The organism is Nocardia sp. 852002-51101_SCH5132738, assembly GCF_001665695.1.
Lineage (GTDB): Bacteria > Actinomycetota > Actinomycetes > Mycobacteriales > Mycobacteriaceae > Nocardia > Nocardia nova.
Window position 1 is genome coordinate 26645 of sequence record NZ_LZML01000139.1, and the last position, 6458, is coordinate 33102.

Sequence of the window (6458 nt, forward strand, 5' to 3'; positions counted from 1 at the left end):
GCGCTCAGCAGCGCGCCTCCGCGGTCAGATGCCGGCCGGCCGAGAGCCAGGGCGCCAGCACCCGCGAGGTGGTCTCGCGGATGGTGCGATGCAGCCGTTCCCCGTCCTCGATCGCGTGGCGGCCGGAGAACAGCACGGTCAGCGCACCCGACACCGCCCCGACGACGGCGCCGACCAGCGCGGCCGCGCCGACCTCGTCCAATTCGTCGGGGAAGGCGTCGCGCAGCCGCCGCGCGATCTCCTGCTGCGCGGCCAGCTGGGCGTGCGCGGCCCGGCCGCTGACGGCGGGCACGGTGCGCGAGACCTGGGCCCGCAACACGGCGATGCGGGCCGCCAGATCGTCGCCGAGGTGATCACCGGGATTGTCCCCGGCGGCCCGCAGCGCGCGCAGCAGCACCTCGACGGGTCGTTCGTCGGCACGACGGCTCGCGATCGCGGCCACCGCCGCGGTGACGCGTTCATCAGGTTCGGGGAAGAGCAGTTCCTCTTTGCTCTCGAAGTAGTTGAAGAACGTCCTCGTACCCACCTCGGCGGTCGCGGCGATATCGGCGACGGTGGTCGCCTCGTAGCCGCGGGATTCGAACAGATCGGCGGCAGCCTCGAGGAGGGCGCGGCGGGTGCGTTCCCGCTTACGGTCACGGAGTGCGGATGGCGGCACGCGGGCAGACAGTACGCCATCGGCGCCGCAACCTGCGGCAGGCTGCGCGTTTCGCGCGCGTTTCAGTCCGTGCCACACCGCATTTCATGCATGTTTGCATCGTCTGCAATCATGCACGGCGTGTCGCGTTGGGTCCCAGAGTGTTTCGCCGCACCCGTCGGCCGATCCGGTGGCCCGGCCGGCGTTCAGCAATTAGCGTAGGCCGGGTGAGCATCGCATCTGCGGCCGTGGACGACCAGTTCCGCGCGCTGCCACTGGCCGCCCTGACCGATGCGGCGTTGACGGCGGCGCGCGCGGCCGGCGCCGAGTACGCCGATCTGCGGGTGCATCGGCTGCTGACGCAATCGATCCGGTTGCGCGACGGCCGCGTCGAATCCATCGACAATGCCGACGACCTGGGCTTCGCGGTCCGCGTGATCGTCGACGGCACCTGGGGTTTCGCCTCGCACTGCGAACTGACACCCGCGACCGCTGTGGCGGTGGCCCAGCGCGCGGTCACCGTCGCGGCGACGCTGCGGGCGCTCAACCGCGAGCGGGTCGAACTCGCCGGCGAACCGGTCTATCGCGACGCGACCTGGGTCTCGCCCTACCAGGTGGACCCGTTCACCGTGCCCACGCCGGAGAAGGTCGCGCTGCTGCAGGACTATTCGCAGCGCCTGTCCTCGGCCGCGGGCATCGATCACGTGACGGCATCGGTGCTGCAGGTCAAGGAGCAGACCTACTACGCCGACACCGCGGGTTCCACGATCACCCAGCAGCGGGTGCGACTGCATCCGCAATTCGAGGCGATCACCGTCGACGCCGCGACGGGTGGTTTCGAGACCATGCGGACCCTCGCCGCCCCGGCCGGGCGCGGCTGGGAGTACGTCACCGGCGCCGACGGCGTCTGGGACTGGAACGAGGAACTGGCACGGATGCCGCAGTGGCTGGCCGAGAAGGTCGCCGCGCCGTCGGTGACGCCGGGCCCCACCGACCTGGTGATCGACCCGACCAATCTGTGGCTGACGATTCACGAATCCATCGGCCACGCCACCGAATACGATCGCGCGATCGGCTACGAATCGGCCTACGCCGGAACCTCCTTCGCCACTCCCGACAAGCTCGGGACGCTGCGCTACGGCACCCCGATCATGCACGTCACCGGCGATCGGACTCAGGAGTACGGCCTCGCGACGGTCGGCTACGACGACGAGGGGGTGGCCGGGCAGCGCTGGGATCTGGTGCGCGACGGCATCCTGGTCGGCTATCAGCTCGACCGGGTCTTCGCGCCTCGTCTCGGGGTGCCCCGGTCCAACGGGTGCTCCTACGCCGATTCCGCCCATCACGTGCCCATCCAGCGCATGGCCAACGTGTCGCTGCAGCCCGATCCGGAGTCCGATACCAGCACCGCCGAGCTGATCTCGCGGGTCGAGGACGGGATCTACATCGTCGGCGACCGGTCCTGGTCGATCGACATGCAGCGCTACAACTTCCAGTTCACCGGGCAGCGCTTCTTCCGGATCCGCAACGGGGAGTTGGCCGGTCAGCTGCGCGACGTCGCCTACCAGGCCACCACCACCGACTTCTGGGGCGCGATGGAAGCCGTCGGCGGCCCGTCGACCTGGGTCCTCGGCGGGGCGTTCAACTGCGGTAAGGCCCAGCCCGGCCAGGTCGCGGCGGTATCGCACGGATGTCCATCGGTGCTGGTGCGCGGGGTGAACATCCTCAACACCCGCCAGGAGGCGGGGTGAGTAACCCTCGCGCAGCCACTCGCCGCGCCGACCGGGTGCGGGTGTCCCGCCACACAGGAGGCGGGGTAATGGCCACGATTCGGAATTGGCACACAACGCGGGAGGCCGGTCGGTGACGATGATGCACGGCGCGGAGGTCGTGGAGCGGGCGCTGGCCGTCGCGCGCGCGGACGAGACGATCGTCATCGTCACCGACGCGTCCGAGGCCTCGCTGCGCTGGGCCGGCAATTCCATGACCACCAACGGGTCGTCGGTGTCACGATCCTGGGCGGTGGTGTCGATCCTGCGCGAGGGCCCACGCTCGGCGCGGGTGGGCAGTGTCGGTTCCACGAGCGTGGATCCGGCCGAGATCGAGGCCGTGGTGCGCAGCGCCGAAGAGGCGGCTCGCACGGCCGAGCCCGCCGCGGACGCCATGCCGCTGCTGGACCCGGAAACCACGGGCGCACACCCGGATTCGGAGTGGGCGGGCCGCGTGCGCGAGACCGGCATCGAGGTATTCACCGGACTCGCCGGTGAGCTCGCGGTCGGGTTCGCCGGCGCCGACCGGCTCTACGGTTTCGCCCACCATCAGCTGCACACCACCTGGCTGGGCACCTCCACCGGCATCCGCCGCCGGTGGACCGAGCCCACCGGATCCATCGAGATCAACGGCAAACGCGGCGGGGACGGCGATCCCGCGAGCGCCTGGGTGGGCGCGCCGACCGCCGACTTCACCGATATCGGCGTCACCGCACTGCTGGCCGAGCTGAGCCGGCGCCTGGACTGGTGTGCCCGCCGGGTCGAGCTGCCGGCCGGTCGCTATCCCACCCTGCTGCCGCCCTCGGCGGTCGCCGACCTGCTGATTCCGATGCTGTGGTCGATGGACGGACGCGGCGCCCACGAGGGGCACACCGCATTCGCCCGGGCGGGCGGCACCCGCATCGGGGAGCGGCTCACCGACCTGCCGCTGACGTTGTACTCGGATCCGACTGCCGCGGGTTTGGAGTACCGGCCGTTCGTCGCCACCGCCGCCTCATCGGAGACCTCCTCGATCTTCGACAACGGTCTCTCGGCCGGTCACGTGGATTGGCTGCGCGAGGGAGTGATCGAGTCGCTGATCTATCCGCGCGCAGTGGCCGCGCAGTACGACGCTCCGGTCACGGTGGCCGGTGAGAATCTGCTGCTGAGCGGCGGGACGGACACCACTCTCGAGCAGATGATCGCCACCACCGAGCGTGGCCTGTTGCTGACCTGTCTGTGGTACATCCGCGAGGTCGATCCGGCCACGCTGTTGCAGACCGGCCTGACTCGCGACGGCGTGTACCTGGTGGAGGACGGCGCGGTCACCGCCGCGGTCAACAACTTCCGCTTCAACGAGAGCCCGCTGGATCTGCTGCGCCGCGCTACCGAGGTCGGCGCCACCGAGATCACGCTGCCGCGCGAATGGAAGGACTGGTTCACCCGCACGGCCATGCCGCCGATGCGGATCCCCGACTTCCACATGTCCTCGGTCAGCCAGGCCACCTGAGCGCGGTCACCCGCACTCAGCGCATCGATCGCGGCCGCAGCCGCACGACGACCGTGCCGCGGCCGAGGGCGGCGCGCAGCTGTTCCCGGTCGACGTTGCCGTCGGCATCGAGGCTGATACCGGCGAAGCGGCCGTGCGTCGGATTCTGGGTGAGGATGATGCGGTAGGGCTCGGCGATCTCCTCTTCACCGGAGATCACCTCCCAGTCCGCGAGCCGCTCCCGGCCGCGCCAGGTGATCCGCACCGGTTCGCCCGGCCGCAGATTGCGCCGCCAGCCCGCCGCGGTGCCGACCAGCAGTGCGCCGTCGGATTCGGCGTAGCCGACCGGATTCGCGTAGACGCGGCCGGTTTTGCGCCCGACCACGGTGACGATCATCAATTTCGCGCTGAGCAGGCGATGCAGCGGCGACCGCAACAGGGCGCGCATGCCGGCATCGACCGCCGTCTGCATGCGCAACCGGCCCCGGCCCGCCGATTCGCGGGCGGTTCCGGCTGATGGGGGTGTGCTGGGAGTGGACATGTCGACAGCTCCGATCAGTATTTTCGAGTGCCTACTCAGAAAATACGACGGGTTGCGGCATACTGCAAGGGCACGAACCGATCGGAAGGAACACGCGGTGCCGCGCCAGCACGCCCAGAACACCGAACCGCAGGCACGCACCCGGGGGCGGCCGCGCAGCGGAGTGCGGGAGGCTGTCATCGTGGCCGCACAGGACGTCCTCACCGGTTCCGGGGTCGCCCGGCTCACCACCAAGGAAGTTGCCACTCGCGCGGGTGTCGCCGAATCGAGCATCTTCTATCACTTCGGCGATCGCACCGGCCTGCTCCAAGCGGTGATCCAGCATCACCTGCGGCCGCTGAAGGATATGCTCGCCGATTCGTCCCATTCCGCGGACGCGGCCGAATCCGCCGATCTGCGAAGCGATCTCGTGCACCTGGTGACCGTCTTGGAGGACTTCTTCCGTGCCGCGCTACCGGTCATGGCGGCAATCGACTCCGACGCCGAATTGCGCGCGGTGTACTCGGAACGCAGCCGCGACTTCGATCTGGGCCCGCATCGCGCCCTGGACGTGGTGATCGGACACCTGTCGGCCCGCCACCACATCGTCACCGAACCACGCACCGCCGCATTACTGCTCGTGGGCGCAGCCCACCAGCGAGCACTCCAGTCGCGAATGAGCCCGCCGGAGGCACGGGCCGCACTCCCCTCCCCGGAGGAGATAGCCGACGCGACCCTTCCCCTGTTCCGCGCGGAAAACTCCTAGTTACGGTCAGGCCGAGGCGCTGAGGCGGGCGGACTGCCACACCTCGGCCAACTCCTGCAGCGGAATTCCGAGCGCCCCGGAGAGTCCGACGACGGTGCCGAATGCCGGGCTGGGCAGCCGGCCGGATTCGATCTTACGCAGCGTTTCCGGTGAGATGCCGGCCGCGCGGGCGATCTCCGCGGGGTCCCGATCGCCCCGGACCGCACGTAGATGCGCGCCCAGGCGGCGACCGGCCTCTACCTGGGCCGGGGTCAGCGGAAGTCGAACCATGCCCCCAGCATAGAGCTGGTATTCAAATACCGCTACGGTTAGAGTCGGTATATAAATACCGATACCAGGGAGGTTTCGTGGTCGAACTGAAGACAGCCGCCGAGATCGAGCGGATGGGCGTGGCCGGACGCTTCGTCGCCGAGGTGCTCGCGGAGCTGCGGGAGCGGGCCGAGGTCGGGGTGAATCTGCTCGATCTGGAAAAGTATGTGCGGCAGCGCATCCGTGAACGAGGGGCGGTGTCGTGCTATTGGGACTACGCGCCTTCGTTCGGGCGCGGCCCGTTCCGCAACACCGTCTGCCTGTCGGTCAACGACGCGGTTCTGCACGGACTCCCCTACGACTACCGGTTGCGCGACGGTGATGTGCTGACCATGGATCTGGCGGTCTCGGTCGACGGCTGGGTCGCCGACGCCGCGGTCAGCACCATCGTCGGCGCCGCCGATCCCGAGGACGCCCGGCTGGTGGCCGCGACCGAGGAGGCCTTGGCCGCCGCCGTCGAGGTCGCCCGGCCGGGAGGGCGGCTCGGCGACATCTCCGCGGCCATCGCGGGCGTCGCGCGGCGGCACGGCTACCCCGTCAACACCGAATTCGGCGGCCACGGGCTCGGCCGCACCATGCACGAGGATCCGCACGTTCCGAACGCCGGTCGCGCCGGGCGCGGCATGCGGCTCGTCCCCGGCCTGACCATCGCGATCGAACCCTGGTTCGCCCGCACCACCGATCGCATCATCACCGATCCGGACGGATGGACGATCCGTTCCGCCGACGGCTCGCGCACCGCACATTCCGAACACACCGTCGCCATCACCGACGCGGGCCCCCGAATCCTCACCCACACGGCATGATTCACCCCTGGGCCATGCCGATCAGGCAGTGTCGTTCGGAGCAGGATCGGGGAACGAAGGTCGGTGACGCTCCGCCGCCGCCTCCGGGCTCGACCGATTAGGCTCGGCAGTCGTGGACAATCCTTTCGGCCCCGCCGGTACCGCGAACTACGTTCTGCTCACCACCTACAAGAAGGACGGCAC

At 69.6% G+C, this 6458-nt stretch carries 7 protein-coding genes; 4 read left to right on the forward strand and 3 right to left on the reverse strand.

The features are described from left to right. Positions 1–4 precede the first annotated feature (4 nt). Complete coding sequence (locus tag A5789_RS19990; protein WP_081879689.1) at positions 5–658, reverse strand: TetR/AcrR family transcriptional regulator; 654 nt, start codon at positions 656–658, stop codon at positions 5–7. Between the two features lie 206 nt (positions 659–864). Here A5789_RS19990 and A5789_RS19995 point away from each other — a divergent pair, with 206 nt between their 5' ends. Both A5789_RS19995 and A5789_RS20000 read left to right on the forward strand, forming a co-directional pair. Next, positions 865–2388 carry a TldD/PmbA family protein gene (locus tag A5789_RS19995; RefSeq protein ID WP_064901196.1) on the forward strand — a complete coding sequence of 508 codons (1524 nt, stop codon included), beginning with the start codon at positions 865–867 and terminating at the stop codon, positions 2386–2388. A gap of 118 nt (positions 2389–2506) precedes the next feature. After that, positions 2507–3895, forward strand: coding sequence for a metallopeptidase TldD-related protein (locus A5789_RS20000; RefSeq protein ID WP_064901236.1), 1389 nt, complete (start codon positions 2507–2509; stop codon positions 3893–3895). A gap of 16 nt (positions 3896–3911) precedes the next feature. Here A5789_RS20000 and A5789_RS37390 read toward each other — a convergent pair whose 3' ends face one another. Further along, complete coding sequence (locus A5789_RS37390) at positions 3912–4415, reverse strand: nitroreductase/quinone reductase family protein (RefSeq protein WP_169812404.1); 504 nt, start codon at positions 4413–4415, stop codon at positions 3912–3914. A gap of 97 nt (positions 4416–4512) precedes the next feature. Here A5789_RS37390 and A5789_RS20010 point away from each other — a divergent pair, with 97 nt between their 5' ends. After that, positions 4513–5160: a TetR/AcrR family transcriptional regulator gene (locus tag A5789_RS20010; protein ID WP_064901199.1), complete on the forward strand. Its 648-nt coding sequence runs from the start codon at positions 4513–4515 to the stop codon at positions 5158–5160. A gap of 6 nt (positions 5161–5166) precedes the next feature. Here A5789_RS20010 and A5789_RS20015 read toward each other — a convergent pair whose 3' ends face one another. Continuing rightward, positions 5167–5430: a helix-turn-helix domain-containing protein gene (locus tag A5789_RS20015; RefSeq protein ID WP_039778318.1), complete on the reverse strand. Its 264-nt coding sequence runs from the start codon at positions 5428–5430 to the stop codon at positions 5167–5169. Between the two features lie 77 nt (positions 5431–5507). Between A5789_RS20015 and map the strand changes: the two genes are divergently transcribed. After that, on the forward strand, positions 5508–6275 hold the full coding sequence (gene map / locus A5789_RS20020) for a type I methionyl aminopeptidase (protein WP_064901201.1): 768 nt from the start codon (positions 5508–5510) through the stop codon (positions 6273–6275). Positions 6276–6458 lie beyond the last annotated feature (183 nt).

What these genes read in the sequence shown, in the direction of transcription:
- A5789_RS37390 (WP_169812404.1), bottom strand. Translation starts at nt 4,415, where the DNA reads ATGTCCACTCCCAGCACACCCCCATCAGCCGGAACCGCCCGCGAATCG.
- A5789_RS20015 (WP_039778318.1), bottom strand. Translation starts at nt 5,430, where the DNA reads ATGGTTCGACTTCCGCTGACCCCGGCCCAGGTAGAGGCCGGTCGCCGC.
- A5789_RS20000 (WP_064901236.1), top strand. Translation starts at nt 2,507, where the DNA reads ATGATGCACGGCGCGGAGGTCGTGGAGCGGGCGCTGGCCGTCGCGCGC.